The sequence below is a fragment of the Burkholderiales bacterium genome, from assembly GCA_036262035.1.
In the GTDB taxonomy this organism is placed as follows: Bacteria; Pseudomonadota; Gammaproteobacteria; order Burkholderiales; family SG8-41; genus JAQGMV01.
On the sequence record DATAJS010000015.1, the window covers coordinates 23,933 to 50,169 of the forward strand.

General features: G+C 67.4%; 25 protein-coding genes. 14 read left to right on the forward strand and 11 right to left on the reverse strand.

The window, feature by feature from the left end; genetic code table 11:
* Window positions 1-60 precede the first annotated feature (60 nt).
* From VHP37_18800 to VHP37_18810, 3 genes are read left to right on the forward strand one after another with little or no spacing between them, the layout of a single operon-like run.
* On the forward strand, window positions 61-936 hold the full coding sequence (locus tag VHP37_18800) for a branched-chain amino acid ABC transporter permease (protein ID HEX2828411.1): 876 nt from the start codon (window positions 61-63) through the stop codon (window positions 934-936).
* A complete protein-coding gene (locus tag VHP37_18805; GenBank protein ID HEX2828412.1) occupies window positions 933-2,795 on the forward strand; it encodes a branched-chain amino acid ABC transporter ATP-binding protein/permease in 1,863 nt (620 codons plus the stop codon). Before VHP37_18800 ends, VHP37_18805 begins: the two co-directional genes overlap by 4 nt.
* On the forward strand, window positions 2,792-3,490 hold the full coding sequence (locus VHP37_18810) for an ABC transporter ATP-binding protein (protein HEX2828413.1): 699 nt from the start codon (window positions 2,792-2,794) through the stop codon (window positions 3,488-3,490). Before VHP37_18805 ends, VHP37_18810 begins: the two co-directional genes overlap by 4 nt.
* A gap of 308 nt (window positions 3,491-3,798) precedes the next feature.
* On the opposite strand, the gene VHP37_18815 is transcribed toward VHP37_18810, so the two are convergent.
* The 3 genes from VHP37_18815 to VHP37_18825 form a co-directional block, all read right to left on the reverse strand.
* Window positions 3,799-4,707, reverse strand: coding sequence for a tripartite tricarboxylate transporter substrate binding protein (locus VHP37_18815; protein HEX2828414.1), 909 nt, complete (start codon window positions 4,705-4,707; stop codon window positions 3,799-3,801).
* A gap of 101 nt (window positions 4,708-4,808) precedes the next feature.
* The gene (locus tag VHP37_18820) at window positions 4,809-7,163 is read right to left on the reverse strand and encodes a xanthine dehydrogenase family protein molybdopterin-binding subunit (protein HEX2828415.1); all 2,355 of its coding nucleotides are present in this window, start codon (window positions 7,161-7,163) and stop codon (window positions 4,809-4,811) included.
* Between the two features lie 4 nt (window positions 7,164-7,167).
* Window positions 7,168-7,923 carry a class II aldolase/adducin family protein gene (locus tag VHP37_18825; GenBank protein ID HEX2828416.1) on the reverse strand — a complete coding sequence of 252 codons (756 nt, stop codon included), beginning with the start codon at window positions 7,921-7,923 and terminating at the stop codon, window positions 7,168-7,170.
* Window positions 7,924-7,988: 65 nt separating this feature from the next.
* On the opposite strand from VHP37_18825, the gene VHP37_18830 reads away from it, so the two are divergent.
* Entirely contained in the window at window positions 7,989-8,963 is a 975-nt protein-coding gene (locus tag VHP37_18830; GenBank protein HEX2828417.1) for a tripartite tricarboxylate transporter substrate binding protein, read from the forward strand.
* 134 nt (window positions 8,964-9,097) lie between these two features.
* On the opposite strand, the gene VHP37_18835 is transcribed toward VHP37_18830, so the two are convergent.
* Both VHP37_18835 and VHP37_18840 read right to left on the reverse strand, forming a co-directional pair.
* Window positions 9,098-9,880 (reverse strand): 3-hydroxybutyrate dehydrogenase, encoded by a 783-nt coding sequence (locus VHP37_18835; GenBank protein HEX2828418.1) that lies wholly within the window; start codon window positions 9,878-9,880, stop codon window positions 9,098-9,100.
* Between the two features lie 76 nt (window positions 9,881-9,956).
* Entirely contained in the window at window positions 9,957-10,706 is a 750-nt protein-coding gene (locus VHP37_18840) for an N-acetylmuramoyl-L-alanine amidase (protein HEX2828419.1), read from the reverse strand.
* Between the two features lie 77 nt (window positions 10,707-10,783).
* On the opposite strand from VHP37_18840, the gene VHP37_18845 reads away from it, so the two are divergent.
* A complete protein-coding gene (locus VHP37_18845; GenBank protein ID HEX2828420.1) occupies window positions 10,784-11,218 on the forward strand; it encodes a CBS domain-containing protein in 435 nt (144 codons plus the stop codon).
* A gap of 193 nt (window positions 11,219-11,411) precedes the next feature.
* Here the strand turns inward: VHP37_18845 and VHP37_18850 are convergent, their stop codons facing one another.
* From VHP37_18850 to VHP37_18865, 4 genes are all read right to left on the reverse strand, one after another.
* On the reverse strand, window positions 11,412-12,365 hold the full coding sequence (locus VHP37_18850) for a tripartite tricarboxylate transporter substrate binding protein (protein ID HEX2828421.1): 954 nt from the start codon (window positions 12,363-12,365) through the stop codon (window positions 11,412-11,414).
* 21 nt (window positions 12,366-12,386) lie between these two features.
* Window positions 12,387-12,878, reverse strand: a complete 492-nt coding sequence (locus VHP37_18855) for an NAD(P)H-dependent oxidoreductase (GenBank protein ID HEX2828422.1) — start codon at window positions 12,876-12,878, stop codon at window positions 12,387-12,389.
* A gap of 85 nt (window positions 12,879-12,963) precedes the next feature.
* Window positions 12,964-13,656 carry a substrate-binding domain-containing protein gene (locus tag VHP37_18860; GenBank protein ID HEX2828423.1) on the reverse strand — a complete coding sequence of 231 codons (693 nt, stop codon included), beginning with the start codon at window positions 13,654-13,656 and terminating at the stop codon, window positions 12,964-12,966.
* A gap of 25 nt (window positions 13,657-13,681) precedes the next feature.
* Complete coding sequence (locus VHP37_18865) at window positions 13,682-14,617, reverse strand: tripartite tricarboxylate transporter substrate binding protein (GenBank protein HEX2828424.1); 936 nt, start codon at window positions 14,615-14,617, stop codon at window positions 13,682-13,684.
* 149 nt (window positions 14,618-14,766) lie between these two features.
* Between VHP37_18865 and VHP37_18870 the strand changes: the two genes are divergently transcribed.
* The 3 genes from VHP37_18870 (at window position 14,767) to VHP37_18880 (ending at window position 17,396) form a co-directional block, all read left to right on the forward strand.
* Window positions 14,767-16,140 carry an acyclic terpene utilization AtuA family protein gene (locus VHP37_18870; protein ID HEX2828425.1) on the forward strand — a complete coding sequence of 458 codons (1,374 nt, stop codon included), beginning with the start codon at window positions 14,767-14,769 and terminating at the stop codon, window positions 16,138-16,140.
* 1 nt (window position 16,141) lies between these two features.
* Entirely contained in the window at window positions 16,142-16,453 is a 312-nt protein-coding gene (locus VHP37_18875; protein ID HEX2828426.1) for a DUF4387 domain-containing protein, read from the forward strand.
* A gap of 127 nt (window positions 16,454-16,580) precedes the next feature.
* Window positions 16,581-17,396, forward strand: a complete 816-nt coding sequence (locus VHP37_18880) for an MBL fold metallo-hydrolase (GenBank protein ID HEX2828427.1) — start codon at window positions 16,581-16,583, stop codon at window positions 17,394-17,396.
* Between the two features lie 8 nt (window positions 17,397-17,404).
* On the opposite strand, the gene VHP37_18885 is transcribed toward VHP37_18880, so the two are convergent.
* Window positions 17,405-17,863 carry an AAC(3)-I family aminoglycoside N-acetyltransferase gene (locus tag VHP37_18885; protein ID HEX2828428.1) on the reverse strand — a complete coding sequence of 153 codons (459 nt, stop codon included), beginning with the start codon at window positions 17,861-17,863 and terminating at the stop codon, window positions 17,405-17,407.
* Between VHP37_18885 and VHP37_18890 the strand changes: the two genes are divergently transcribed.
* Genes VHP37_18890 through VHP37_18910 form a run of 5 tightly spaced genes read left to right on the forward strand, consistent with a single transcriptional unit; the run spans window position 17,844 to window position 23,798 of the window.
* Window positions 17,844-19,058: a DUF418 domain-containing protein gene (locus VHP37_18890; GenBank protein HEX2828429.1), complete on the forward strand. Its 1,215-nt coding sequence runs from the start codon at window positions 17,844-17,846 to the stop codon at window positions 19,056-19,058. The two genes, VHP37_18885 and VHP37_18890, sit on opposite strands and share 20 nt — an antisense overlap.
* Window positions 19,059-19,087: 29 nt before the next feature.
* Window positions 19,088-20,260 (forward strand): acyl-CoA dehydrogenase family protein, encoded by a 1,173-nt coding sequence (locus VHP37_18895; protein ID HEX2828430.1) that lies wholly within the window; start codon window positions 19,088-19,090, stop codon window positions 20,258-20,260.
* A 10-nt stretch (window positions 20,261-20,270) separates the two neighbouring features.
* Complete coding sequence (locus VHP37_18900) at window positions 20,271-22,388, forward strand: CoA transferase (protein HEX2828431.1); 2,118 nt, start codon at window positions 20,271-20,273, stop codon at window positions 22,386-22,388.
* Entirely contained in the window at window positions 22,385-23,368 is a 984-nt protein-coding gene (locus tag VHP37_18905) for an NAD(P)-dependent oxidoreductase (protein ID HEX2828432.1), read from the forward strand. Before VHP37_18900 ends, VHP37_18905 begins: the two co-directional genes overlap by 4 nt.
* Window positions 23,369-23,384: 16 nt before the next feature.
* The gene (locus VHP37_18910) at window positions 23,385-23,798 is read left to right on the forward strand and encodes a thioesterase family protein (GenBank protein HEX2828433.1); all 414 of its coding nucleotides are present in this window, start codon (window positions 23,385-23,387) and stop codon (window positions 23,796-23,798) included.
* Between the two features lie 21 nt (window positions 23,799-23,819).
* On the opposite strand, the gene VHP37_18915 is transcribed toward VHP37_18910, so the two are convergent.
* On the reverse strand, window positions 23,820-24,788 hold the full coding sequence (locus VHP37_18915) for a tripartite tricarboxylate transporter substrate binding protein (GenBank protein ID HEX2828434.1): 969 nt from the start codon (window positions 24,786-24,788) through the stop codon (window positions 23,820-23,822).
* A gap of 95 nt (window positions 24,789-24,883) precedes the next feature.
* Here VHP37_18915 and fahA point away from each other — a divergent pair, with 95 nt between their 5' ends.
* On the forward strand, window positions 24,884-26,203 hold the full coding sequence (fahA, locus tag VHP37_18920; GenBank protein HEX2828435.1) for a fumarylacetoacetase: 1,320 nt from the start codon (window positions 24,884-24,886) through the stop codon (window positions 26,201-26,203).
* Window positions 26,204-26,237: the final 34 nt, after the last annotated feature.

The window sequence follows — 26,237 nt, forward strand, 5'->3', positions numbered from 1 at the left end:
TCTTCGTCCACCTACGGAGTTGAAGTCGCGGGCGGCGCGAGCCGCCCGCGGCCACGTCGCATGCTTACCTGGTCGAACTTCGTCGCGCAGTTCTTCAACGGTCTTGCGCTCGGCGCGCTGCTCGCGCTCATCAGCTCGGGCCTCACGATCATCTACGGCACGCTCGGCGTGCTCAACCTCGCTCACGGCGCGATGTTCATGCTCGGCGGCTACGCGGGCTACGCCGCGTACACCGCGACCGGGTCGTTCATCGTCGCGGTCATCGCCGGCACGCTGTTCCTGCTGGTCTTCGGCATCGTGATCGAGCGCGGCATCATCCGCTACTTCTACAACCGGCCGCACGAGGACCAGCTCCTCGTCACGTTCGGGCTTGCGATCTGCCTGGTGGAGGTCGTGCGCCTCGTGTTCTCGAGCGAGTCGAGGTCGGTGCCCGCGCCGCCGGTGTTCTCGGGCATCACGTCGCTCGGCTTCATGCTGTATCCGACCTATCGCCTCGCGCTCATGGGCATCGTCACCGTCGCGCTGATCGCGCTCTTCCTCGTGCTCTACCGCACGCGGCTCGGCCTCATCGTGCGCGCGGGCATCGAGGACCCGGTGATGACCGACTCGCTCGGCATCAACGTGTACCGCGTGTTCATGGTGGTGTTCGGGATCGGCGCGATGGCCGCCGGATTCGCGGGCATCATCAACGCGCCGGTGGTCTCGCTCACCCCCGACGTCGGCGAGTCGATCCTCGTGCAGACCTTCGTCGTCGTCGTGATCGGCGGCGTCGGCTCGTTTCCCGGCGCGGTGGTCGGCGGGCTCATCGCGGGAGAGATCATCAGCCTCACGTCGATGGTGAATCCGGCTTACGCGTACGTGATGCTGTTCGCGGCGATGACGCTCGTGCTGGTGGTGCGTCCACGCGGCCTCATGGGCGCGAAGGGACGCGAATGAACGCCGACCGCATCTACCAGAAGCGCAGGCCGTTCGCGGTCGAGATCATCACCGCGCTCGCGCTCATCGCGGTCCCGTTCGTTTTTCCCGCGCTCGGCTTCGCGCCGAATACCGTCAACCGCATCCTGGTGTGGGGCCTCTTCGGCATCGGCTTCGACATCCTGTTCGGCTACACCGGGCTGCTGTCGTTCGGCCAGTCGGCGCTGTACGGCACCGGCGGCATGGTGGCGGCGTACCTGCTGACGCGCGCGGGCTTTCCGTACGTCGTGCCGGCGCTCGTCATCGGCATGCTCGCCGCCGCAGTCGTGGGCTTTCTCGTCGGCATGATCGCGCTGCGGCGCACCGGCATCTACTTCGCGATGATCACGGTCGCGATCGCCGAAGTGTTCTACTTCGTCGAGTTCAACCCGCTCTCCGAATGGACGGGCGGCGAGAACGGCCTGCCCGGCGTTCCGACGCCGGTGGTGAACCTCGGCTTCGTGACGTTCCAGTTCACGAGCGGCTGGACGCTCTATCCGTTCCTCGCGTTCTGCTACTTCATCGGCATCGTGGTCGCGCTGCGCATCGTGCGCTCGCCGGTGGGCGCGGTGCTGCGCGCCATACGCGACAACCCGCTGCGCGCCGCGGCGCTGGGACACAACATCCACGGCTACAAGCTGACCGCGTTCGTCATCGCAGCGGCATACGCGGGGCTCGCGGGCGGACTGCTCGGCGTGCTGCAGGGCTTCATGCCGCCGGACGCGTTCATGTTCGAGACCTCGGGCCAGCTCATCATGCAGACCGCGATCGGCGGGCGCGGCACGCTGTTCGGTCCGCTCGTCGGCGCTGCGGTGTGGCTGTCGCTGCAGGACCTGCTGCAGGCCACGCTCAGCCTGGGCGCGGCGTGGAAGCTCGTGCTGGGCGTCGTGTTCGTTCTGCTTGTGTGCTTCCTGCGGCAGGGCATCATCGGCGGCTTGCGCAGCGCGTACGACTTTGTGCGCGGCGGCCGCAAGCGGCGCGCGGAAGCCGCTGCGACAGCGGAATCGCAGCAACCGACCGAACCCGAGCACATCGTCCCCGTGCTGGAACGCCATCACGAGAGCGCCCGGTTCAGCGGCCCCATCCTCGAGGCGCGCGGACTCACCAAGCAGTACGGCGGCCTCGTCGCCAACGCCGGCATCGATTTCACGGTCAACGCAGGCGAGGTGCGAGGCATCATCGGCCCGAACGGCGCCGGCAAGACCACGTTCTTCAAGATGCTGACCTGCGAGGTGCCGCCGACCTCGGGCACCATCGTATTCGAAGGCCGCGACATCACCGGCAGGAGCGTGACCGACGTCTGCCAGCTCGGCCTCACCAAGAGCTACCAGGTCAACCAGCTCTTCAGCCGCCTCACCGTGCGCGAGAACCTGACCATCGCCGCGCTCGCGGAGCTGCGCGGCAAGTTCAGGGTGGACCTGCTGCGCAGCGTGGAGAAGTTTCCGGGCCTCGCGGAGCAGGTCGGCCGCACGCTGGCGCTCGTCCATCTCACCGGGCGCGCCGACACGCCGGTCGCCGAGCTTGCGTACGGCGAGAAGCGCCGCCTCGAGATCGGGCTTGCGCTCGCGACTTCGCCGAGCCTGCTGCTCCTCGACGAGCCGCTCGCCGGCATGAGCCCGGCCGAGCGCGCCGAGACCGTGCGGCTGCTCAAGTCGATCGCGAAAGGCCGCACGATGGTGGTCATCGATCACGACGTCGATTCGCTGTTCGAGCTCGCCGAGCGCATTACCGTGCTGCAGGAGGGCAGGGTGCTGGTCGAAGGCACGCCGGCGGAGATCAAGGCGAACGCGAAGGTGCAGGACGCCTATCTCGGCGGCGTGCGCGAGGAACTGGTCGCATGAGCATGCTCGAAGTCGAACGGCTCAACAGCTATTACGGCGACTCGCACATCCTCTTCGACGTGTCGATGCGCGTGGAGCGCAACGAGGTCGTGGCGCTGCTCGGGCGCAACGGCGCGGGCAAGAGCACCACGCTGAAGAGCCTGATGGGCGTGGTGACGCCCGAGTCGGGCTCGGTGAAGATCGAAGGCGCGGAGGTCGCGGGGCGCAAGAGCCACGTCATCGCGCGCGCCGGGATGCAGCTCGTGCACGAGGAGCGGCGCATCTTCGGCAGTCTCGACGTCGAGGAGAACCTCGTCCTCGCCGGCCTGACCGCGCCGAACCGCTGGCCGCTGGAGCGCATCTACGAGATGTTCCCGCGACTGAAAGAGCGCCGCACCAGCCGCGGCACCGATCTTTCGGGCGGCGAGCAGCAGATGCTGGCGATCGCGCGCGCTTTGATCCGCGATCCGAAGATCGTCTTGCTCGACGAGCCTTTCGAAGGCCTCGCGCCGACCATCGTGCGCGATCTCGTCGCCGCGTGCCGCGAGCTCGTCGCCGGGGGCCAGACCATCGTGCTCGTGGAGCAGAACATCGCCGCCACGCTCGCGCTCGCGCAGCGGGTCTACATCCTCAACAACGGGCACATCGTGCACGAAGGGCCGGCACAGGCGCTGAAGGAAGACCCCGAGATCCTCCACCGATATCTCGGGGTCTGAAGGCGCCGTCATTCCCGACCCGCGATAGCGGAGGTGATCGGGAATCCATTTTGAGTAGGGTGCGTTAGCCGCGAAGCGGCGTAACGCACTGCGCCTTACGCAGGGTGCGCGCCAGCGCGCCGCGCCTTACAACCGTGCGTGCCGAGCGTAACGAAGTGAAGTCCAAGCACGAACGCCGCCCTGAAGTACTAGTGCCACGATCGTATACGGATATGCGCGACCAGCAGAGAACGACCCTGAAGCCGCCCTTCGCTAAGGACGACTCTGAGCCGCGTGCGAAGCGAACCCGATCTGTGCGCGGCCCGCAATCACTCCGGCGATATGCCCGCAGTTCTGATTACCTTGGTCCAGCGGACGACTTCGCCGCGCAGCATGGACGCGAACCTTTCGGGCGTGCTCGTCTCGGGCTCAACTCCCTGCTGGGAGAATCGCTCGCGAACCTCAGCGTTCGACAGCGCGCTCACGCCCGTCTCGCTGAGCTTGGCGATGACCGGCTTCGGGACGGCCGCCGGTGCGAGCATTGCGTACCAAGTCACGTATTCGTATCCAGGAACCCCGCTCTCCGAGATCGTGGGCACTTCGGGCAGGGATGAAGCACGTTTGGCGGTGCTCACGCCCAACGCGCGAAGGCGATTTGCTTTGACGTGGACGAGCGCCGGCGGCAGACCGGCCATCATGAGCTGCACACGCCCGCCGACAGTATCAAGGAGCGCGGGTCCCACGCCTTTGTAGGGAATGTGCGTAGCCTTCACTCCCGCCATAGTCTGGAAGAGCTCGAACGCGAGGTGCACTGCTCCGCCGACGCCACCGGTGCCGTAGTTCAGCTGCGCCGGTTTCGCTTTCATCAGCGCAATGAGCTCACCAACGTTCTTCGCGCTCAGCGTGGGATGCACTACGAGCACACTTGCGGTGGTGCCCATCAGACCGACTGAGACAAGATCGCGAAAGGTGTCGTAAGGCAGCTTCGGATAAAGCGCCGGGTTGTAGGCAATACCGTTGTTGGTGAATAGCACGGTGTGTCCATCAGGCGGCGCCTTGGCGACGATGTCCGTGCCCACGGTGCTGCCGGCGCCAACTCTGTTGTCGACGATAACCTGCAGCGCAGGGTCGCGCGCGACAGCACGCGAATCGCTACTCCGCGAAAAGCGCAGTAGCGACGCCGATTCGGGCGAGAAGGCCGTGCGCGACTCGGCGCAACGGTCTGATGAACGCGCGATGCTTCAAGGCAGCGTTCGTCCTTCGACTTCGCTACGCTCAGCACGAACGCTGAAGCGGTGCGCTCGCGCGCACCCTACGTAGGGCGCAGTGCGTTACGCGCCTACGGCGCTAACGCACCCTTACGCAAAGCGTCACGTCGCGTTTTCGCCTGCGCGATCGCCGTCCATACCCGCGCGGGCGTGAACGGCATGTCGAGATGTGTGATGCCGACGGCGCGCAGCGCGTCGACGACCGCATTGGCGAGCGCCGGTAACGAACCGCTGCAGCCCGCTTCGCCGACGCCTTTCGCGCCGAGCGCGTTGGTGGGCGTCGGCACCGCGTGCTCGGCGACTTCGAAGTCGGAGATGAGGCCCGCGCGCGGCATGTAGTAATCCGAGAAGCTCGCGGTGAGAAGCTGGCCCGACTGCGGGTCGTAGATCGCGTGCTCGCCGAACGCCTGTCCCGCGCCCTGCACGACGCCGCCGTGCACCTGGCCCTCCACCAGCACCGGATTGACCACCGTGCCGAGATCGTCGACCGCGATATAGCGCTCGACCGTGGTCTCGCCGGTCTCGCGGTCGATCTCCACTTCGGCGATGTGACACCCGTTCGGATAGCTCATGCCGAAGGTGCCTTCGGCGGTCGTGTTCAGCGGATGGGGCTGGGTGGTTGCGAGCGAGCGTGCGAGCTCGGTGAAACCGATCTCCGTCGCAGGCGAGGGCGCCTGCGCTACACGAAAGACGCCGTTCTCGTACGTGAGCATCGAAGCTTCGACGCCGAGCTTCGAAGCCGCATGCGGCTTGGCGATGTCGATCAGCTTCCTCGCGAGCACGAGGAACGCGCTGCCGGTGCCGAGCACGCCGCGCGAGCCGCCGGTGCCGTTGCCGACGAGGTCGGCCGCCGGCGCCGTCGGACTGAAGCGCACGAGCGAGACGTCGATCCCGAGCGTGCTCGCCACGATCTGCGGGAACACCGTCTCGTGGCCTTGTCCCGACGATTGCGTCACCGCGACCAGCGTCAACGCGCCATTTACGTCGACCTCGACCGCGACCTGGTCCTTGGGCGCGGCCCCGCCGCCGCCGGCTTCGAGGTAAGTCGCGATCCCGATCCCGCGCAGCTTGCCCTGCTTCGCGGACGCGGCTCTGCGCGATTCGAACGACGTCCATCCGGCGCGCTCGAGCGCGTCGTCCATCACCGCTTCGAAATCGCCGGAGTCGTACGTCCCCGCGTTGGCGGTCTTGTAAGGCATCGCGTCGACGGGAACGAAGTTTCTGCGACGGATCTCGATCGGATCGAAGCCGTGCTCGTGCGCGGCGTAGTCGACGAGGCGCTCGATGGCATACGCGATATCGGGACGGCCCGCGCCGCGATACGCCGATACCGGCACGGTGTTGGTGTAGGCGAGCCGCGTCTGCGCGTACATCGCCGGGATGCGGTACACGCCGCCGATGGTGACCGTGAGGTTCTTGGTCGCGATGAACGAGCCGAACGGCCCGCCGTAACCGCCGAGGTTGGCGCGGTCGTCCCAGCGGATCGCCAGGAAGCGTCCTTCGGCATCCATCGCGAGCTCCCCCGTCAGCGACAGCGCGCGGCCGTGAGTGTCGCTCATGAACGTCTCGGTGCGGGTGGCGACCCACTTGATCGGCCGGCCGAGCTTCTTCGCCGCCATCATCGATGCGAAATACTCGGGATAGCAGCCGCCGCGCACGCCGAAGCTGCCGCCGACGTCCTGCGCGACGAGCGCGATGTTCTCCTTGTCGACGTTGGAGACGTACGAGAGCTGTCCCTTCATGCCGCCCACGCCCTGCAGCGGCACGTGGAAGGTGTACCGGCCGCTGCCCGCGTCGTAGGCGACGAGGCACGCGCGCGGCTCCAGTGCGTTGCCGACGAGGCGCTGGCTGTCGACGGTGAGCTTGCTCACGTGCGCCGCTTTCGCGAATGCCGCTTCGACCGCGGTCGCATCGCCCGAGTCGAACTCGAACGCGAGATTGCCGGGCACGCTGTCGTGAAGCTGCGGCGCGCCGGCGGCCACCGCGTCTTCGAAGGTGGTGACCGCGGCAAGATCGCGGTAGTCGATGTCGATCAGCTCGCGCGCATCCTCGGCGATCTGCGCCGTCTCCGCGACGACCATCGCGACCGGCTCGCCCACGTAGCGCACGCGGCCCATCGCGAGCACCGGATGGAAAGGTTTCTTGATCTGCTGGCCGTCCTTGCCGGGATAGTTGACGGTGTTCGGCAGCGATTTGAAGCCGAACGCTTTCGCGTCGTCGCCGGTGAGCACCGCTTTGACGCCCGGCGCGGCAAGCGCGCGCGACGCATCGAGCGAGACGATCTCGGCGTGCGCCCGGTCGGCGCGCACGAAAGCGGCATAGAGCTGCCCGGGCAGGTTCCAGTCGGCGCTGTAGCGGCCGTGGCCGGTGACGAGCCTCGCGTCTTCGCGGCGCGCGGGCGCCGGCTTCAGGTCTGCGTGTTCCATGGATTCAACTCTTGTGCTTGCGGATGAGGGTGGGGTAGACGACGCCGTCGCCGCGGCTGAACATCCACTCCATCTCTTCCTTGCTGATCTCTTCGGGCGTGGTGCCTTTCGCGGCGCACAGCAGCTCGACGATGATCTGCCGCTTCACTTCCGAGGCGTAGGTGTTGACGCGGTGGTAGCACTCCGAGACGTCGCGCCCGAGCACCGTGATGCCGTGGCGCTTCATCACGATGCAGTTGGTGTCGTGGATGAAGGTCTTGATCGGTCCGACGTCTTCTTCGACATTCAGGTGCGCCGGCAGGTAGGCGATCGGCTTCTGCATGAGATACGAGAAGGTGAGCGAATAGCTCTTGATCTCTTCCGCGCCCGCCGCGAGCAGCGCGATGGTCTCGTCGTGGTGGAGGTGGATGACGCAGTTGACGTCGGACCGCAGGCGCAGGATCTCCCGGTTCATCTGGTGGCCGACGCTCGTCGCAGCGTTGCCGTGGATCACTCGGCCGTACGGGATGTCGGTGATCACGACGTCGTCGACGCTCATCTCTTCGAGCGAGACGCCGGCCGGTTTCGCGTAAGCGAGGCCGTCGGGATACTTCTCGTGCGCGACGCGGATCACCATCCCGCCGAGCGTGCTCTGCACGTAACCTCGACGGCTAAGCATGTGCGCGTAGCGCACGTACTTCTCGGCGACCGCGCGGTCGAGCTGCACCGCAGGGTCGGGCGCGTATTCGTTGACCTGATAGGGAGCGGGCGCGTCGTTCATCGGGACATGGTAGCACCGTGCGTGCGCCGTCATAATCCGAGGGTGACTCGATCCGGGGAGACAGAATGAACAAGAAGCTTCAGTGCGGGTGCGCGGTCGCGCTCGCTTTCAGCGCAGGCGCGGCCGTCGCGGTCGAAGCGCCGTATCCTAACCGCCCGATGCGCCTCATCATTCCGCAGTCGCCGGGCGGCGCGTCGGATACCGTCGGCCGCGCCGTCGCGGCCCGGCTGTCGGAGCGTTTCGGACAGCAGGTGGTCGCCGACAACCGTCCCGGCGCGACCGGCAACGTCGGCGCCGAGATCGTCAAGAACGCCGCGCCCGACGGGTACACCCTCCTGCTCACCGCGCCGAATCTCGTGACGAGCCCCAGCCTCTACGCGCGCACGCCGTTCGATCCGATCCGCGACTTTGCACCGGTGTCGCAGCTCACCATGTCGCCGAACGTCTTCCTGGTGCATCCGTCGTTCGCGGCGAAGAGCATGAAGGAGCTGATCGAGGTCGCCAAGGCGAAGCCGGGACAGATCGACTTTTCGTCCTCGGGCCACGCCTCGACGCAGCACCTCGCGGGCGAGCTGCTCAACGGGCTCACCGGCATCAAGCTCACGCACATCCCCTATAAGGGCGGCGGCCCTGCCTTGCTCGATTTGATGGCGGGGCGCGTGCCGGTGATGGTGTCGACGCTGCCGTCGGCGGTGCCGCAGATCAAGGCCGGCAAGGTGCGCGCGCTCGCCGTCACCAGCGCGAAGCGCTCCGCGGCGATGCCGGAGCTTCCGACGGTCGCCGAAGCGGCCGGGCTCGCGGGGTACGAAGCGAGCACCTGGCAGGGCTTCGTCCTGCCGGCCGCGACGCCGAAGCCGGTCGTGCAGCGCCTCGCGGGAGAGACCGCGAAGGTGGTCGCGATGAACGATATACGTGACCGGCTCCGCGACCAGGGCTACGAGCCGGTGGGCAGCTCGCCCGCGGAGTTCGGCGCCTATATCAGGGCGGAGCTCGCGAAGTGGACGAAGGTGATCCGCAACGCCGGAATCAAAGGCGATTGAGCATCGTCATTCCCGCGAAGGCGGGAATCCACTCGACATGCAGCGTCGTCCTGGCGAAAGCCAGGATCCATTTTCAGGTTCAAAAAGTCAAAATGGATTCCGGGTCGCGCTGCGCGCGTCCGGAATGACGGTCTCTAGGCCGCAGTCCAACCGCCGTCTATCGACAGAAGCGTCCCGTTCACGGAAGCCGCATCGTCGCTCGCGAGATAACCCGCCATCGCCGCGACCTCGTCGATCGTCACGAATTTCTTGGTCGGCTGCGCGGCGAGCAGCACGTCTTTCACCACCTGCTCTTCGGTGATGCCGCGCGCCTGCGCGGTGTCGGGGATCTGCTTCTCGACGAGCGGCGTCAGCACGTAGCCGGGGCAGATCGCGTTGACCGTGATGCCGAGCTCCGCGACTTCGAGCGCGACGGTCTTGGTCAGGCCGGCGATGCCGTGCTTGGCGGCGACGTAGGCGGACTTGTACGGCGAAGCGACGAGCGCGTGCGCCGAAGCGACGTTGATGATCCGCCCCCAGCGGCGCGCTTTCATCTTCGGCAGCGCGAGCCGGATGGTGTGGAACGCCGACACCAGGTTGATCGCGATGACCGCGTTCCAGCGGTCCACCGGGAACTCGTCGATCGGCGCGACGTGCTGGATGCCGGCGTTATTGACGAGCACGTCGATCGCGCCGAAGGCCTCGAACGCGCGCGCCATCATCGCTTCGATGGTATCGGGCCTGGTCATGTCCGCCGCGTCGTAGAGCACGCTCACGCCGTGCTCCTGCGCGAGCGCGTCGCGCAGCGTCTCGATCTCCTTCGCGTCGCCGAAGCCGTTCAGCACCACGTTGGCGCCCGACGCCGCGAAGCGCTTCGCGATGCCCAGCCCGATGCCGCTCGTCGAGCCCGTGATCAGTGCGGTCCTGCCTTTGAGCATGTCGAAGTCCTTTCGGGTAGCGCAGGCGCCTCGCCTGCGGCAGTAAACGGCTCGAGTGCAGGCGGGGGCGCCTGCGCTACAGCTGTTTCTGCATGACCAGACAGTACAGTATCGCGCGATCCTTTTCCGTCATGAAAGGCGACGGATCGTCGGGGACGAAGCGTCGCTTGAACGCCGCGGCCGCGGCATCGGGCCGCTCGACGCTGTAGCCGAACGCGTGGAGCAGGAGGTTCGTGTCGGCGTCCGCCGGAACCGCGGGATAGGGCGGCTCGCACCACAGCCCGTAGCCTTCCGCCGCGAGCCGCCGCCACGGAAAGAGCGCCCCGGGGTCGACCTTGCGGCCCGGCGCGACGTCGCCGTGGCCGACGATGTTCGACGACGGGATGTCGTAACGCGTCCGGATGTCGGCGAGCAGCGCCAGCAGCGCCGAGATCATCGGCTCGGCGTACGGCTCGATGCCGTCGTTGTCGAGCTCGATGCCGATCGAAACCGAGTTGAGGTCGTCGACGCCGGCCCAGTACGACTCGCCCGCATGCCACGCGCGCGAGCGCTCGTCGACGAGCTGCATGATCCTGCCGTCGCGCGAGATCAGGTAATGCGAGCTCACGCCCATCGCCGGATCGGTGAGCGTGCGCAGCGCCCGGCCGACGTCGCTGCCGCCCGTGTGATGTATGACGACGAAATTGGGACGCCGGGCGTCGAAATTCGGTGACGGATGGTGCTCGACGGCGATGCCCCGCGGATGTGCGGCGTCGCGCGCCGGCGGCAGCGGCGCACAACCGCACGCGATCGCCGCCAGGATGGCGATCGCCAGTTGCGACTTCATTGCGTTGACCCTCCAGCGGGCGAAGCGTAGCATCGAAACGAGCGTCACGATGCATGCCACGTACCCTCGGAGGCACCATGGTAGAGCGCACCGTCAGGCAGATCATCGAAGGGCAGGAGCCGATCACCGCGCCCGCCGGCATCATGGTGAAGGAGGCCGCGCTGCTGATGAGGCAGCACAACATCGGTGCGCTGATGGTCGTCGAAGACGGCAAGCTCTGCGGCATCTTCACCGAGCGCGACGCGCTCTTTCGCGTGCTCGCCGAAGGACGCGACCCGGTCACCACGCCGCTCGACGCCGTCCTGACCCGCAATCCGCAGACGATCGCGCCCGACTGCGCCTTCGACACCGCGCTTCGCATGATGCACGACGGCCGCTATCGCCATCTTCCCGTGGTCGACGACGGACGCGTGCTCGGCATGGTGTCGGTGCGCGACGCGCTCGGGCCGGAGCTCGAGCATTTCGTGTACGAGATGCTGCGGGAAGAGCAGATCCAGCAGGTCCTCGCGTAATTCGTTGCTTTCTGACGCTCGTGGGAATCGAAGGGGTCGCGCAGGCGCTGCTGACCGCGCGGACGAAATAGCGAGGTCGTCATTCCGGACGCGCGTCAGCGCGATCCGGAATCCATTTGTCAAAGCCTGAACGTCGAAACGGATTCCCGCCTTCGCGGGAATGACGTTTCTCTTTCGCGGGTGATGCTTCTCCCTAATTCGACGTCGCTCCCGACGCTTTCACCACCTTCGCGTATTTCACGATCTCGGCCGGGAAATACGCGGCGAACTGCTGCGGGGTGCTGCCGATCGGCTCCGAGCCTTCGCGCACGAGGGTGTCGCGCACGTCCTGCGCCTTCAACGCTTGCACGGTCTCGGCGTTCACGCGCTGGACGATGCCTGCCGGCGTGGCCGCGGGCGCGAATAGGCCGTACCAGTTGTCGGTATCGAAGCCCGGGACGACGCTCGCGACGGTCGGCGCGTTCGGCAGCACCGCCGACGGCTTCTTCGTCGACACCGCGATCGCGTTCACCTTGGCGCTCTTGATGAACGGCAGCGCGGACGGAATCGTCGTGAACGCGACCTGGGTGTCGCCCGCCGCGACCGAGATCATCGCCGGCACGCCGCCTTTGTAAGGCACGTGCGTCATCTTCGCGCCGAGGAGCAGGCCGAGAAGCTCTCCCGAGAGATGGCTCGTCGTGCCGGCGCCGTTGGAGGCGTATGCGTAAGCGCCCGGCTTCGCCTTGATGGCCGCGACCAGCTCCTTCAGCGTGCGCGGGATCGCATTGTTCGCGACCAGGACCAGCGGCACCGAGGCGAGCAGCGACACCGGCGCGAAATCGCGGCGCGCGTCGTAGCCGAGCTTGGAATAGAGGCTCGCGTTCACCGCGAGCGACGTGCTCGTCAGCAGCAGCGTGTAGCCGTCCGGGGCCGCTTTCGCGACGATCTCCGCGCCGATGTTGCCGCCGGCACCGGTGCGATTGTCGATGACGATCGTCTGTTTCAGCGCATCGCCGAGCTTCAGCCCGAGCAGCCGCGCGAGGATGTCGAGCCCGCCGCCGGGCGCGAACGGCACGACGATGCGGACGGGACGGGTGGGATAGGGATCTGCGGCAGCGCAGGTGCACGCCGCGCAGACGGTGACGAGAGCGAACAGGATTCGAATCATGTTTGTGCGGTTGGAAAGAAGTCAGAAGATTCCCATGGCGATGCCCGCCGCGATCGCAGCGCCGGTTTCTTCGCAGCGCTTCAATTCGTCGGCGGGAATCGTCTTGGGCGCGAGTATGGCCTCGGGCGTCTGCGCGTGCGTGCACACGATGATCGGCTCGCACACCGCCTTGAGCCGCCATCCGGTGCAGATGCGCTCGATCTGGCGCACCGCGTTCGTGCCGTCGCTGCCGGCGCAGACGAGGGTCGCGTACGGCCGCGCGGCGATGCGGTCGAGCGCGACGTAGTAGGTGCGGTCGAAGAAATCCTTCATCACGCCCGCCATCGAGGCGAGGTTCTCGGGCGTGACGAAGACATAGCCGTCGGCGGCGAGCACGTCTTCGCCCGCCGCCTCGGCGGCGCGCAGCAGCCTCACGTTCACCTGAGGCTCGGCCGCCGCGCCTTTGCGCGCCGCGTCGGCCATCTGGGCGGAGCCGCCCGTCATCGTGTGATAGACGATGAGGAGCGTCTTCAACCGGCGCTCCTCATGTCGTGATAGACGATGAGGAGCGTCTTCAAACCGGCGCTCCTCATGTCGTGAGAGACGATGAGGAGCGTCTTCAAACCGGCTCGTGGCCTTTCTCGCGGAACACGCGTTTCGCTTCGGCGGTGGCGAGAAAGTCGATGAAGGCCTGCGCGGCTTCGCGGCTCGCCGCATTCGCGAAGATGCCCACCGCGCTGGTCGAGATCGCCTGCACGTCCGCGGGCAGCGGACCGACCAGCTCGACGCCTTCCACCGCGAGGAGCTCGGGGATCTGCTGCACCGCGAGCTCGACCTCGCCGCGTGCGAGCACCTCGGCGACGAGCCCGCCGGCCTGGCGGTGCGCCTTCGCCTTGATCGCCTCGGCGATGCCGAGATCCGCGATCACGCGCGAGAAGTGGATGCCGCTCGCGCCTTCGCTGGTGAAGATGAGCGACGGCGTCTCCAGGAGCGTCTTCTTCAGGGCGTCGACGGTGCTCACGTCCGGCTTGGGTGCGCCCTTGCGCACGGCGACGCCCACGCCGCAGCGCGCGACCTTGCGCACGCTGTCGCCGTCGATCTTGCCTTCGCCGACCAGCTTCTCGATCGCCGCCGCGCCGAGGATCGCCACGTCGCCGGACTCTCCGGCGGCGATCCGCCGCAGCATCACCTGCGCCGGATCGAAGCTCGCATCCAGCGTGTATCCGCTGTCCTTTGCGAACTGCGGGCCCAGGACCTTCAGCACCCCGTGCACGCTGTTCGACGTCAGCAACTTCAGATTTTTTCCGTTCACCCGTTCACCCGTTCACGCCTTTGAATCAATCGACTTTGGCTCCGGACACTTTGATCACCTTCTCGAACTTCGCCGCTTCGGACCTGATGTAAGCGGTGAACTGCTCCGGCGTCGTCGCGAGCGCTTCGACGCCCATCGCGGCATAGCGCTCCCTGACGTCGAGCATCGTATGGATGCGCGCGATCTGCGCCGCGAGCTTCGCGACGATCTCCTTCGGCGTCGCCCGCGGGGCGAGTATGCCCCACCAGTTGTCGAGCGCATAACCCGGAACGCCCGACTCGGCGACGGTGCGCATCTCGGGATAGAGCGGCGTGCGCTTCGCACCGGTCACCGCGATCGCGCGCAGCTTGCCCGATTTCGCGTGAGGCAGTGCGATCGGCATGTCCGAAAACAGGATCTGCACCGCGCCCGCGATCAGGTCGTTCAGGGCGAGCACGGTCCCCTTGTAAGGCACGTGCACGATGTTCACGCCCGCCTGCATGCGGAACATCTCGCCGCCGAGGTACGCGAGCGTGCCCGCGCCGCCGGAACCGTAATTGAGCGCGCCGGGTCTCGCTTTGGCGAGCTGGACCAGATCGCCGACCGATTTCGCGGGCAGCGACGGCGTGATCACGAGGAGCTGCGGGGCGGTGCCGACCTGCGTCAGCGCCACGAAGTCGCGGAAGGTGTCGTACGGAATCCTGCTGTAGAGGAACGGGTTGGTCGCGAACTGGCTGAGGTTGCCGTGGAGCAGGGTGTAGCCGTCCGCCGGCGCACGCGCGGCGATCTCGGTGCCGATGATGCCGCTCGCGCCGGGGCGCGTGTCCACCACCACCTGCTGGCCCCACGCTTCGGTCATCTTCTGGCCGAGGATGCGCGCGAGAGTGTCCGAAGTGCCGCCGGGCGAGAACGGCACGAGCATGCGGATCGGGCGTTGCGGATAGTCGGCCGCGGAGACAGAGCAAACGACCAACGCCGCCATTGTCATCGCGAGCCGCCAACGGCGGCGTGGCGATCTCGTTGCGAACGCTGATCGAGCGTCTCGGGATTGCTTCGTCACTTCGTTCCTCGCAATGACAGGTTCCTCGAAGCGTATCCTATAATCGAACAACGTTCCGTTCGGTGCATCCCATGAAAGAAATCCGCATCCTGTCCGCCACCGGCATCCTCGGCTCGGGCTTCAAGGAAGAGACGATGAAGCGCGCCATGGCGCTGAATCCCGACTTCATCGGCGCCGATTCGGGCTCGACCGATCCCGGCCCGCACTATCTCGGCTCCGGCGACACGCTGTTCTCCGAGTCCGCGTACAAGCGCGACTTGCGCCTCATGCTGCTCGCCGGCCGCGCCGCGAAGATCCCGGTGATCGTCGGCTCGGCGTGCACGTCGGGCAGCGACGCGCAGCTCGCGAAGCTCACGCGCATCGCGCGCGAGATCGCGAAGGAGGAAGGACTTTCGTTCAAGCTCGCGGCGATCCACAGCGAGCAGGACAAGGACTATCTCAAGCGCAAGCTGAAGGAGAAGAAGATTCGCCCGCTCGCCAACGCGCCTCACCTCGACGAAGCGGTGATCGACCGCAGCGAGCACATCGTCGGCATGGCGGGGATCGAGCCGTTCTGCGAAGCGCTCGACAACGGCGCGGACGTGGTCCTCGCGGGGCGTTCGAGCGACACCTCGATCTTCTCGGCGATGCCGACCATGCGCGGCATCAACCCCGCGACCGTGTGGCACGCGGCGAAGATCCTCGAATGCGGCGCGGCGTGCGTGGTGCAGCGCAAGTATCCCGACTGCAACTTCGCGATCGTGCGCGACGATCACTTCATCGTCGACCCGCCGAATCCCGACTATCGCTGCGATCCCGACAGCGTAGCGTCGCACAACCTCTACGAGAACTCGACGCCTTACGTGCTGGTCGAGCCGTCGGGCGTGCTCGACACCTTCAACGCGAAATACGAAGCGATCTCCGATCGCGCGGTGAAAGTCTCGGGCAGCACCTTCAGGAAGGCCGAGACCTACACGATCAAGCTCGAAGGTGCCGAGCTCGCCGGCTACCAGGCGATCATCGTCGGCAGCGTGCGCGATCCGATCATCCTGCGGCAGTTCGATTCGTGGCTGTCCGGGCTCATGAAAGCGGCGCGCGACCGCATCGCGGCGGTGTTCGGTCCGGGGATCGAGGACAGGCACAAGCTCGACGTGCGGGTCTTCGGCCGGAACGCGACGATGGGGCCGCTGGAGCCGGAGACTTCGATCGGTCACGAAGTGGGACTTCTATTCCAGGCGACCGCGGACACCCAGGAGCTTGCCACCGCGCTGATGAAATCGGTGAGCCACATCGCGGTCCACTACCCGGTGCCCGAGTGGACCGGCCTCATCACCTCGATCGCGTATCCGTATTCGCCGGCGGAGATCCCGCGCGGTCCGAGCTATCGCTTCAACATGAACCACGTCGTCGAGCCCGCGACGCCGCTCGAGATGTTCCGGATCGAATACGAGAGGATCGCGGCCTGACATGGCAAAAAAACTCTGGGAGCTCACCAAGCTCATCCGCAGCAAGAATTCGGGTCCGTTCGAGCTCACTTTCGACGTCATCTTCAAGGATCGCGAAGGCTACGAGAAAGTGCGCGACGCGAAGCTCATCAGCGCCGAGTGGTTCGCGAAGACCTATCGCCTGACGCCCGAAGTGGTGCAGGTGATCGATTACGACGCGGCGAACGCGATCAAGATCACCATCCCGCGGCCGGTCATCTCGGGCGACATCAACGATTCGGACGTCTACGGCGGTCAGCAGCACGGGCCGCTGGTGGATATCGAGGTGCCGTAGGAGGACCGTCATTCCTGCGGAGGGGATCGATTCGACATCGGGTGCCGTAGCCCGTCATTCCTGCGGAGGGATCGATTCGACATCGGGTGCCGTAGCCGTCATTCCCGCGAAGGCGGGAATCCATTTTTTGCGTCGAGGTCGCTATCAGAACACTACTCGCGTCGCTCCTTGCACCGTCCCGCCGCTCGGATTCCGTGCCGCGGATGTCACGCGCGCGGACCTGATCCTCATCGGCCACGGCCACGTCGATCACATGTCCGATGCCGCCGAAGTCGGCGCGCGCACCGGCGCGACGGTGGTCGGCGCTCCGGTGACGACGGAAAAGCTGCTCACTCAGCCGATTCCCAAGGAGCAAGTGAAGACGGTCACCGGCCGCGGCGGCGAGACGATGCGCTTCAAGGGCTACACCGTCGAGCCCATCCTCGGCCGTCACGGCGAGCCGCCGCCCGCGGTCGCCAAGGCCTTCGGCGATGCGCTCAAGGCCACGACCACGCCGCCCACGAAGGAGCAGACGGAGGAGCTCGCCCGCATCCGCGCCAAAGGCACGAGCGACAAGCGCGTGCTCGCCGAAGGCACGATCGCGTACCTCATCACCTTCGATACCGGCTTTCGGCTCATGTGGCGCAACAGCGGCGGTGCGGTGACCGATTACGAGAAAGCCGTCATGGCCCGGGTCGGGCGCGTCGACGTCGCGCTGGTCGCGGTGTCGGCGTCGTACATCCAGGAGCTCACGGTGAAGCAGGCGCTGGAGCATGCGCGCACCTACAGGCCCGACGTCTACATGCCCGGCCACCACGACGGGTCGTACAACAACCTGTGGCGCCCGACCGAGCCGCTGTTCCAGGCGATCAAGGACGAGAACCCGGCGATCGTGGCGGTCTCGAAGTCGTACCGCGAGCCGACCTGCTTCGATACCCGGATCAACACACAGACACGTCGATAGCGGCTGAGCTACACCGCGATGTCGAAGTGCAGCACGTCCTCGCGCACGCCCAGCTTGGTGTAGAGCGCGATCGCGGCGTCGTCGCCGGGGTCCGCCTGCACGAAGACGACCCACGCGCCGCGTGACGCGGCGATCTTCTTCAATTCTTCGATGAGCGCCGTGGCGATGCCCTGCCGCCGATGCGCTTCGGCGACCGCGAGATCGTAGATGTAGATCTCGCTGCGCTCCTGCTCGAACTTGTGCAGCTCATACGCCGCGAGCGCGCCCACCACCTGTCCGTCCTTCAGCGCGGCGAGCGCGATGAACGACTCTCTCGCCAGCAGGCGCTCGACGTAGCCTGCGCTCGGCGGCGCGCGCCGGTAGCTTTCGGCGTCGCCGAACGCCGCGCCGAACAATTCCAGGATGGCGTATAACAGCGCGACGTCTTTGGCGGCGAGCGTGTGTATCGTGAGATCGGAGGCCGGCATCGGTGCGGCATATCGGGCGGGATCGTCCGATTCTATCGGCAACGACGAGCGTGTCGTCGCCATCGACGCGCTGCGAGGCGCCGCGCTCTTCGCGGTGATGGCGGTCAATCTGGTCGAAGAGTTCCGGGTCTCGATCTTCGCGCAGTTCGTGTTCGACACGGCGCCCCTTTCGCTGCACGACAGGGTCGCGAGCGCCTTCGTTCACGCGGGGCTGCAGGGCAAGGGGATCTCGCTGTTCTCGCTCCTCTTCGGTGTGAGCATGGCGATCCTCCGGGAGCGGCTGTCGCGCTCGGGCCGGCCGCTCTATTACCTGTCGCGCAGGCTCGCGGCGCTGCTCGCGCTCGGCCTCGTGCACCTGCTCTTCATCTGGAACGGCGACATCCTCGTCGAGTACGCGGTCGCGGGTTTCATCGTTCTCCCGCTGCTCGCGATGCCGGTGCGCGCGCTCGCGATCGCCGCGGTCTGCGCGCTCCTGATCTACCTGGCCGTGCCGTTTCCGCCGATTTCGTCGCTCTGGCCGCCGCTCGAAGGGCTGCGGGCGCACGCGGCCGAAGCGGCGCGCGTCTACGGCGGCGGCTCCTATACGGAGGTCCGCCGCTTCGCCCTGACCGAGCTTCCGCTCATCCTGTCGCTCCACGCCTTCGTGTTCGCGCGGACGATCGCGCTGTTCCTGGCCGGCGCGATCGCATGGCGGGCGGGGTTGTTCGACGGCAGCGCCGCAAGCCGCCGCGTGCTCGTCCGCGTCGCGATCGCGGGATGCCTCGTGGGCGGCGCGCTCACGCTGGCGGAAGACGCCGGCTTCGACCTCACGGTCGACGCGCTCGGACCGTTCCGCCACGTCATGACCAAGCTGTCGCCGACCGTGCTCGCGCTCGGCTACGGCGCCGCGCTGGTCGCGTTCGTGCAGCGGCGCGAGCGCGGCATCGCAGCGCGTGCGCTCGCGCCGCTCGGGCGCATGGCCTTCACCAACTACATCCTGCAGTCGGTGATCTTCTCGCTCGTCTTCTTCGGTTACGGTTTGGGTTTGTTCGGCAAGCTCGGCGCGTTCGTCACGCTGCTGCTGGGCACTTCCGTATTCGCACTCCAGTGCGCGTTCAGCGCGCTGTGGCTGCGCCGCTATCGGTACGGCCCGCTCGAGTGGCTCTGGCGCGCGCTCATGTATGGACGCGCCCCGCGTGCACGTGCCGGCGCGTGAGGCGCTCGTACTCGTGTCAGAATAGAGCGATGGATTTCACATTCTCCTCCGACCAGGAGGCTTTGCGCGAAGCGGTGCGGCGCACCGTGGAGCGCGATCTGCAACCGCTCGTCGACGCCCACGAAGAGCACGCGCTGCCCAGGGAAGTCTTCCTGCGCGTGCTGGCGGTGCTCGCGCAGCATCGGCTCACCGCGCCGCGCCTGCCCGCCGATGCGGGCGGCGCCGGTCTGTCGATGCTCGACTACGGGCTCGTGTTCGAGCAGCTTCCGCCGTACGTCGCGATGAACCTGCTCGCGCACGAAGGCTGCACTGCGCGCCTCTTTCTCGAAGGGACCGAAGCGCAGAAAGCGCGGCTGCTGCCGGCGATGCTCGCGGGGAAGCGCATCGGCTGCACCGGCTCGACCGAGCCTGACGCCGGCTCCGACCCGCGCGGCATCAGGACGCGCCTCGTGCGCGAGGGCGGCGTGCTCAAGCTGTACGGCCGCAAGATGTGGGTCACCAATGCGGCGATCTGCGATCTCATGATCGTGACGTGTCTCGACGGACGCGTGAAGCTCGGGCGCGACGTCACCAAGGTCGTGGTCGAGCGCGCGAGGACGCCGTTCGAATCGCGCGAGATCGAGATGATGGGCTTGAGGCAGGGCTATCTCGGCGAGGCGGTGTTCGACGGCTGCGTGATCCCGGACGAGAACGTGATCGAGTCGAGCTCCGGCGGCACGAGTGTGCTCAAGCAGACCTGGAACGTGAGCCGGCCGCTGGTCGGCCTGCAGGCGGTCCATCTCGCGCAGAAGGCGTTCGATGCCGCGGTGGAGTACAGCACGCTGCGCAAGCAGTTCGGCAAGCCGATCGGCGGCCACCAGCTCATCCAGAAGACGCTCGCCGACATGGCGACGTCCATAGAAGCGAGCCGCCTGCTCTGCTACAGCGCGCTCGCCAGGATCGACAACGGCGTGCCCGCCGAAGGCGCTTCGGCGATGGCCAAACGCTACGCGCAGAACGCGTGCGAGCAGGTGGTGCGCGAAGCGATGAATGTGCTCGGCGCGATGGGCCTGTCGAGCGAGGCGCGGATCGAACGGCTGTATCGCGACGTGCGCATGCTGTCCATACCCGACGGCACCAACGAGCTGCTCGCGCTGATCCACGGGCGCGAGCTGACGGGGATCGCCGCTTTCCGCGACGCACCCGCGCGTCCGGCCGGATGACCTAGCGCTCGTGCAGGAGACTTTTCTCGAACCGATCGCGGTCGTCGAACTCGGCGACCGGCTCGCTACCGGGCTGTGCGGCGGCCTGCTCCAGAGGCTGGGCGCCGCCGTCTACGTCGTCGAACCTTCGAACGTTCCGGACGATTCGCATTCGAAGTGGCCGCACCGTGCGCTGCTCGGCGCGGGCAAGTCGTCCGTCGCGCTCGATGCCGATCGTCCTGCCGACGTCGAACGTGTTTGCGCACTGCTCGAGCGCTGCGACGCCGTCGTCACCTCGTCCGACTGGCGCTCGACCCTGCCGCAAGCGCTCCACGCGGCGCTCGAACGCGTGCCGGTGATCTGCGACGTCACGGCCTTCGGCGCGAGCGGTCCGCTCGCCGGCGCGCAGCACACCGACGGCATGGTGCAGGCGTTCTCGGGGATGATGGCCACGACCGGCGATCCGCAAAGCGATCCGGTCGCGACCCGGGTGCCCATCGCGGAATGCACGTCGGCGGTGTTCGCCGCCGCGGCGATCGTCGCGGCGCTGCGGGCGCGCCGCGCGAGCGGCGAGCCGCAGCGCGCCGAGGTCGCCCTCTTCGACGTCGCGGTCAGCATGCTCGCGACGTTTCTCCCGAAGTATTTCGACGGCGGGGCGCCCACGCGCATCGGCAACCGCCATCCTTCGATGTCGCCGTGGAACGCTTACCACGCCCGCGACGGCTGGCTGCTGCTGTGCTCGGCCTCGAACGACATGTGGGGTCGGGTGTGCGAAGTCGTCGGGCAGCCGGAGCTGAAGCTGGACCCGCGCTTTGCCACGATGGGCGGCCGTGTCGCCAACGCCGACGAAGCGGACGCCTCGATCGCGCCGTGGATCGCGGCGCACAGCGTCGCCGAATGCCTGGAGGCGTTCAATCGCGCGTCGGTGCCGTGCGGGCCGGTGTACGAGCTTGCCGCGGTGCTCGAGGACCGCAACGTGCACGCGAGGTCCGCGGTGTGCGAGATCGCGCCGGCGGGCTCCGCCGAGGCGTTGCGCGTGCCGGGAGCGCTCTTTCACGGCGCGCCCGCGGAGGGTGTGGCGCCCATGGCCGCGCTCGCGCCCGCGCGCGAGATCCCGGAGCGGCAGGCGCGTTCACGGTCGAAGGAACGCGGCCCGTTGCTCGAGGGTCTGCGCGTGCTCGAAATGGGCAGCTACACGACGGCCCCGCTCGCGGCACGCAATCTCGGCGCGTTCGGCGCCGACGTGGTGAAGCTCGAGCCGCCCGCGGGCGAGCTCTCGCGCGTCTCGCCGCCCTATCGCGACGGGCAGAGCTATCTGTGCACGCTGAGCAACAGCGACAAGCGTTGCGTCGTGGTCGATCTGCGCACCGACCAAGGCCGCGCGCTCTTCCGCGCGTTGCTGGAGAAAGCGGACGTGTTCGTCGAGAACATGAAACCGGGCGCGCTGGACCGTTTCGGATTCGGCGCGGACGCGCTCGCGGCGCTGAATCCGCGGCTGGTGTATTGCAGCATCTCCGGCTACGGCGCCGGCTCGCCGCTCGCGGACCTGCCGGCCATGGACACCACGATCCAGGGCATGGCGGGCGTCATGGATCTCACGCGCCGCGACGGCATCCCTTACAAGACCGGCGTCTCGATCTCGGACCTGCTGGGCGGACAGTTCGCGCTGCTCGCGATCCTCGCCGCGCTCGACTATCGCGACCGCACCGGCGCGGGGCAATTCATCGACCTCTCGATGCAGGAGCTTTCGGTCTGGCTCACGCAGCTCGAATGGAACGGAGACGGCCCGCAGGCGGGGTCGCTGCTGCGCTGTCTCGACGGTGACGTCTACGTCGAAGGGCCGCAGCCCACCGAGTTCGAGTCGAGCGCGCTCACCCGTGACGCGGCGCTCGCGGCATTGCGCGCGCGCGGCGTGCGTTGCGCGCCCGTCTCGAGCGTGAGCGAAGCGGCCGGGCACGCGCAGACGCGCGCGCGCGAGCTCATCGTCGAACGTCCCGCGGGGAACGGGCGGGTGTGGCCGCTCCTCGCGTGCCCGATCCGGCTCGCGCCGGTCGGGCCGACGGTGCGCCGCGCGCTGGGAGCCGTCGGCGAAGACGGAGAGGAAGTGATGCGCGATTGGGGCGTCGACCCGCGGGCGCTGTCGGCATGAACGTCCTCGTCACCGGCGGCACCGGATTCGTTGGCCTCAACGTCGCCGAGGCGCTGCTGGCGCGCGGAGACCGCGTCTCGATCTTCAGCAACGCCGAGCTTCCCGCCACCGCGCGGGACGAACTCGATGCGCTGCCGGGCGAGCTTCGCGTGGTGACCGGCGACGTCGCGGATGGCGACGCGGTGGCGCGTGCGATGGCGGATGCGGCGCCCGAATGCGTGGTCCACGCGGCGGTCATCACCGCCGGCGAAGCGCGCGAGCTTGCGCAGTTCGACCGCATCGTCGACGTGAACCTCAAAGGCACCGCGCACGTCGTCGCCGCGGCCGCCGATTGCGGCGTGCGGCGCGTGGTCTACGTGAGCTCCGGATCGGCCTACGGCTCGGCGCTCGTCGAGAACGACGCCGTGGACGAATCGACTCCGGCAGCGCCCGACACGCTGTATGCGATCACCAAGTTCGCGAGCGAGCGCGTGTGCGCGCGGCTGCGCGCGATTCGCAACGCCGACGTCGTCTGCGCCCGGCTCGGCAGCGTGTTCGGACCGTGGGAGCGCGACACCGGCGTGCGCGACACGCTGTCGCTCCCTTTCCAGATTCTTGCCCGCGCGCTAAGCGGCGAGCCGGTGGTGCTGCCGTCCCGCGAGCCGCGCCGCGACTGGATCTACAGCCGCGACGTCGCGGCGGGGATCGTGGCGTTGCTCGATGCGCCGGCGCTCGCGCACGATTTATACAACCTGAGCGGCGGGCGCGGGTGGACCGGTTTCACGGTGCGCTGGTGCGAGTCGCTGAAGACGATCTATCCCCGCTTTGAATATCGCGCTGCGCTCACTGGCGAGCGGCCGACGGTCGCGTTTCTCGGCGATCGCGATCGCGCGCCGATGGCGGTGAGGCGGTTGCGCGAGGACGCCGGTTTCGCCGCGCGCCATGACGCCGAGGCGGCCTTCGCCGACTACCTGGCGTGGCTGCAGCGACATCCGCTTTGAAGAAGGTGACACAACCTTGACGACGAAGAACGACCGCAAGCTTCTGCACGTCACGCGCATCGAGCTGCGCTGGGCGGACATGGACGCGAACGCGCACGTGAACAACGCGACCTACTTCACCTACATGGAGCAGGCGCGCATCGAGTGGCTGAACGCCGCCGGCATGCAGAACACCGCCGAAGGCGAAGGCCCGGTGGTGGTGAAGACGAGCTGCACCTATCTCGCGCCCATCGGCTACCCCGAGACGCTGGAGGTCCGCGTCTACGGCGCGGCGCCGGGACGAACGAGCTTTCCGACGTGGTACGAGATCAACGGAGCCGCGGGCGCCCGCTATGCCGAAGGCGATGCGACGATGGTGTGGACCAACCGCGCGTCCGGCAAATCGCAGCCGGTGCCCGACGCGCTGCGCGCGCTGCTCGCCGGGCCCTGAGCTCGAGTGAGGGACGGGCGGTCAGTCGATCTTCAGCCCGATCTGCTTGACGAGCTTCGCATAGCGCGCGACCTCCGCCGCGAAATACTGGTGGGCCTCGGCAGGTGACGCCGATGCGCCCGGCAGCACCCCCATCTTCGCAAGGTTGTCGACCAGCGCCTGGGACTGGAGCGACTTGACGATCGTCGCGTGCAGGCGGCCGAGCACAGGCTTGGGCGTCGCCGCGGGCGCGAGCATCATGTTCCACACCGTGAATTCGTAGCCGGCGACGCCGGCTTCGACCATCGTCGGGATGTCGGGCGCGAGCTTCGATCGCGCCGTTCCGGTGATCGCCAGCGGTTTCAGCCGTCCGGCCTGTATCAGCGCGATGCCCGCGGGCACCGAGACGAAGATCGTCTGCACCTGATTGGCGACGACCGCGGTCGCCGCGTCGCCGCCGCCGCGGTAGGGCACGTGCACGATGTCGAGCCCGGCGAGGTTCTTGTACATCTCCATCGCGAAGTACAGCACGCCGCCGAGGCCCCCGGAGGCGTACGAGAGCTTGCCGGGGCGCGCTTTCACGTAGGCGGTGAGGTCCTTCACCGATGCGACCGGCAGCGCCGGGTTGACCGCGAGGATGAACTGCAACTCGCCGACGCGCGACACCGGCGCGAAGTCGCGCAGCGCGTTGTACTTGAGCTTCGAATAGACGCTCTCGTTGGTCGCGATCGACTGGTTGGTGAAGAGCACGGTGTAACCGTCGGGATTCGCGCGCGCCGCGGTCTCGATGCCGATCAGTCCGCCTGCACCGGTGCGGTTGTCCGCGACGACCGCCTGCCCGAGCGATTCGGTCATCTCCTTCGCGAGCAAGCGCCCCACGAGATCGGTGCCGCCGCCGGGCGAGAACGGCATGATCATGCGTATGGGCTTGGACGGATAAGCGGGAGCGCGTTCCTGAGCGTGAACGAGCGATAGCGCACAGACGAACAACAGCGCGAGCAGCCTTGCCAAAGCATCCTCCCCGGTGTTCTTGTCGACGTGTGGTCGATGTTGACAGTCCCGACGCAATCTCGCAATCATCGACCGATAACGCCAAGGGGGATCGCATGAGCCACGCTATCGACGAAACGCACGAAGCATCCGCGAGAAGCTGGGTCGAATCCGCGAACGCACACCGCGACTTCCCGATACAGAACCTGCCGCACGGCGTGTTCGGCACCGCGGCGGAAGATCCGCGCGGCGGTGTGGCGATCGGCGACGAGATCCTCGACATGCAGCGCGCGGTCGAAGCGGATCTCTTCAGCGGCGATGCGCTGGCCGCGGCGCGCGCCGCGGCTTTGCCGACGCTGAATGCGTTCATGGCGCTCGGCGCGTCGAAGCGCGCGGCATTGCGCAAGCGGCTCTTCGAGCTGCTCTCGGCGGGCGAGGGCGGCTCGCAAGCGCACAAGCTCGCGCCGACGCTGCTGCATCGCGCGGCCAACTGCACGATGCACGTGCCGGCGGCGATCGGCTCGTACACCGATTTCTTCGCCGGCATCCATCACGCGCACAACGGCGGCGTGCGCAACAAGCGCGTGCCGCCGCTGCTGTCGAACTACAAGCACGTGCCGGTCGCGTATCACAGTCGCGCGTCGTCGATCGTGGTCTCCGGCACGCCGATCAGGAGGCCGAACGGACAGCGCAAGCGCCCCGACGAGACCGCGCCGACCTTCGGGCCTGCGCGCAACCTCGACATGGAGCTCGAGCTCGGTGTGTGGATAGGGCCGGGCAACACGCTCGGGGAGCCGATCCCGATCTCGCGCGCGAGCGAGCACATCGTGGGCCTGTGCATGCTCAACGACTGGTCGGCGCGAGACATCCAGACGTGGGAATACCAGCCGCTCGGGCCATTTCTGGCGAAGAACTTCGGCACCACGATCTCGCCGTGGGTGGTGACGATGGAAGCGCTCGCGCCGTATGCGCGCGCCCAGCCGCCGCGGCCGGAAGGCGACCCCAGGCCGCTGCCCTATCTATGGGACGAAGGCGACCAGGCGGGCGGCGCGTACGACATCGGTCTCGAAGTGCTGATCCGCACGCCGCTCATGCGCGAGCAGCGCATGCCGGCGCACCGCATCTCGGCGTCGAACGTGAAGCACCTTTACTGGACGCTCGCGCAGATGGTCGCGCACCACACCTGCGGCGGGTGCAACCTCCAGCCGGGAGACATCTTCGGCAGCGGCACGCTCTCCGCCCCCGAGCGCAGCGGTTGGGGCAGCCTCTCCGAGCTGTCGGAAGACGGCCGGGTGAAGATCGACCTGCCGTCGGGCGAGCAGCGCACCTTCCTCGAGGACGGTGACGAGCTCACGCTGCGGGCGCGTGCCGAGCGCGACGGTTATGCGTCGATCGGGTTCGGTGATTGCACCGGGACGATCACGCCGGCTTTGTAGGGTTGAAAAGCAAATTGGCCACAAAGGACACAAA